This is a genomic window from Fundidesulfovibrio sp. (genome assembly GCF_058402725.1).
The window spans coordinates 1-2,574 of the sequence record NZ_JBZVFJ010000275.1; the positions used below are offsets into that span (position 1 = coordinate 1).

Annotated in this window: 3 protein-coding genes; all 3 read right to left on the bottom strand. The window is 65.9% G+C overall.

Translation table 11 applies throughout. From position 1 onward, the window contains the following. Positions 1–978, bottom strand: a 978-nt coding sequence (guaB, locus tag ACV4UX_RS18600) for an IMP dehydrogenase (RefSeq protein WP_491594772.1), incomplete at its 3' end; no start/stop codon positions are given. 18 nt (positions 979–996) lie between these two features. Further along, positions 997–1,704, bottom strand: a complete 708-nt coding sequence (locus tag ACV4UX_RS18605) for an ABC transporter ATP-binding protein (protein ID WP_491594773.1) — start codon at positions 1,702–1,704, stop codon at positions 997–999. Further along, positions 1,697–2,482: an ABC transporter ATP-binding protein gene (locus ACV4UX_RS18610; RefSeq protein ID WP_491594774.1), complete on the bottom strand. Its 786-nt coding sequence runs from the start codon at positions 2,480–2,482 to the stop codon at positions 1,697–1,699. Before ACV4UX_RS18610 ends, ACV4UX_RS18605 begins: the two co-directional genes overlap by 8 nt. Positions 2,483–2,574: the final 92 nt, after the last annotated feature.

Sequence of the window (2,574 nt, forward strand, 5' to 3'; positions counted from 1 at the left end):
GCAGGCGCGCACGGCCTCCATGATGGCGGTGATCTGGGGCACGCCCACGCCGGCCACGATGCGCGTGGTGCAGATGGAGCCCGGACCGATGCCCACCTTCACGGCGTCGGCCCCGGCCTTGATGAGCGCAAGCGCGCCCTCGTAGGTGCCCACGTTGCCCGCCACAAGCTGGCACTTGGGCCACTGGGACTTGATGGCCTCCACGGCCGAGAGGATGTTCTTCGTGTGCCCGTGGGCCGAATCGAGCACGAGGAAGTCGCACCCGGCGTCCAGGAGCGCGGCCACCCGCTCGTCGCGGCCGGGCCCCACGCCCACGGCGGCCCCGGCGCGCAGGCGTCCCAGGGGGTCTTTGCAGGCGTTGGGGTATTTCTGGATCTTGTCGATGTCCTTGATGGTGATGAGGCCCTTGAGCTTCTTGTGTTCGTCCACCACCAGGAGCTTCTCGATGCGGTGCTCGTGCAGGTGCTCCTTGGCCACTTCCAGGGGAGTGCCCACGGCGACGGTGACCAGGTTGCGGCTGGTCATCACGTCGCGCACCTTGGTGACGTCGTCCTCCACGAAGCGCACGTCGCGGTTTGTGACGATGCCCACCAGGCCGTCGTTTTCCACCACGGGCAGGCCCGAGATGGAGAATTCGGCCATCACCTTGAGCGCGGCGGCAACGGTCATGTCCGGGTGGACGGTCACGGGGTCGATGATCATCCCGGACTCGCTCTTCTTGACCTTCTCGACCTCCAGCTTCTGCTGGGCCACGCTCATGTTCTTGTGAATGACGCCCGCGCCGCCGTTGCGGGCCATGGAGATGGCCATGCGCGACTCGGTGACGGTGTCCATGGCCGCCGAGAGCAGCGGGATGTTCAGGCGTATTTCGGGGGTCAGCCAGGTGGAGACGTCCACCTTGTCGGGCAGGACCTCGGAATAGCAGGGAATGAGAAGTACGTCGTCGAACGTGAGGCCCAGGCCGGTGATCTTGTCCATACGCCCTCCGCAGGCGGGTTAGTCGAGGCCGAGGTACGCCTGGCGCACCTTGGGGTTTTCAAGCAGGTCCTTGGCCGGTCCCTCAAGGGTGACCACGCCGGTTTCCAGCACGTATCCCCGGTGGGCGATGTGCAGGGCCATCTGGGCGTTCTGCTCCACGAGCATGACCGTGGTGCCCTCCCGGTTGATGCGCACGATGATCTCGAAGATGTTCTCCACCACGATGGGCGCAAGCCCCAGGCTCGGCTCGTCCAGGAGCAGCACCTTGGGTCTTGCCATGAGGGCGCGCCCGATAGCAAGCATCTGCTGTTCGCCGCCCGAGAGCGTTCCGCCGTGCTGGCGCATGCGCTCGGAAAGCTTGGGAAACAGCTCGTAGACCTTTTCCAGGTCGGCCTTTACGCCGTCCTTGTCGGAGCGCAGGTAGGCCCCCATCATCAGGTTTTCCAGCACCGTGAGCCGGGGGAAGATCATGCGGCCCTCGGGCACCTGGGTGATGCCCAGGGCCACGGTCTTCTCGGTGGAGAGGCGCGTCACGTCCCGGCCCATGAACTCGATGGCGCCCTGCTTGGGCTGGATGACTCCCGAGATGGACATGAGCGTGGTGGTTTTGCCCGCGCCGTTGGCCCCGATGAGCGTGACGATCTCGCCCTGCTTAACTTCCAGGCTCACGCCCTTGAGGGCGTGGATGGAGCCGTAATAGGTGTGGATGTCCGTAAGCTTAAGCATGGGCCGCCCCCCTGCCCAGGTAGGCCTCGATGACCTCCGGGTTCTCCCTGATCTCGCGCGGGCCGCCCTCGGCGATCTTCACGCCGTGGTCGAGCACCACAAGGTGCTGGCAGATGCTCATCACCAGCTTCATGTCGTGCTCGATGAGCACCACGTCCACTCCCTTGCCCAGGATGGCGTGGATCAGGTCCACCAGGGAGGCCGTCTCCTGGGGGTTCATGCCTGCGGCGGGTTCGTCCAGGAGCAGGAGCCGGGGCTCGCTGGCCAGGGCGCGGGCGATCTCCAGGCGGCGCTGGTCGCCGTAGGAGAGGGCGCTGGAGAGGTCCAGCGCTTTTGAGCCCAATCCCACGAAGTCGAGGTATTCCATGCTCTGGTCCACCAGGCGCTTTTCCTCGGCCTTCTGCGCCCCGGTGCGCAGCACCGCGCCCCAGAACCCCTGGGCGGCGCGGCAGTGGCGGCCGATGCGCACGTTGTCCAGCACCGAGAGCGAGGCGAAGAGCCGGATGTTCTGGAAGGTGCGGGCCACGCCCATCTGGGTCATCTGCTCGGGGCGCGAGCCGCCCACTTCCACGTGGCGGCCGTCCCTCTCGAAGAGGATGGCTCCCTCGGTGGGCTTGTAGATGCCCGCGATGCAGTTGAACATGGTGGTCTTGCCCGCGCCGTTGGGTCCGATCAGGCCGAGGATCTGGCCTTTGGTCACCTGGAAGCTCACGTCCGAGAGGGCCATGAGGCCCCCGAAGCGCTTGCTCACGCTGTCGATTTTGAGAATGGCGTCCATGCCCTACCCCGCCCTCCCGGCTTCGAGCCGCGCCTTGAGGTCCAGAATGAGTCTGCTCTTCTTGCTGGTGGCGGCGATGGTGGGGAAGAAGC

What these genes read in the sequence shown, in the direction of transcription:
- ACV4UX_RS18605 (WP_491594773.1), bottom strand. Translation starts at nt 1,704, where the DNA reads ATGCTTAAGCTTACGGACATCCACACCTATTACGGCTCCATCCACGCC.
- ACV4UX_RS18610 (WP_491594774.1), bottom strand. Translation starts at nt 2,482, where the DNA reads ATGGACGCCATTCTCAAAATCGACAGCGTGAGCAAGCGCTTCGGGGGC.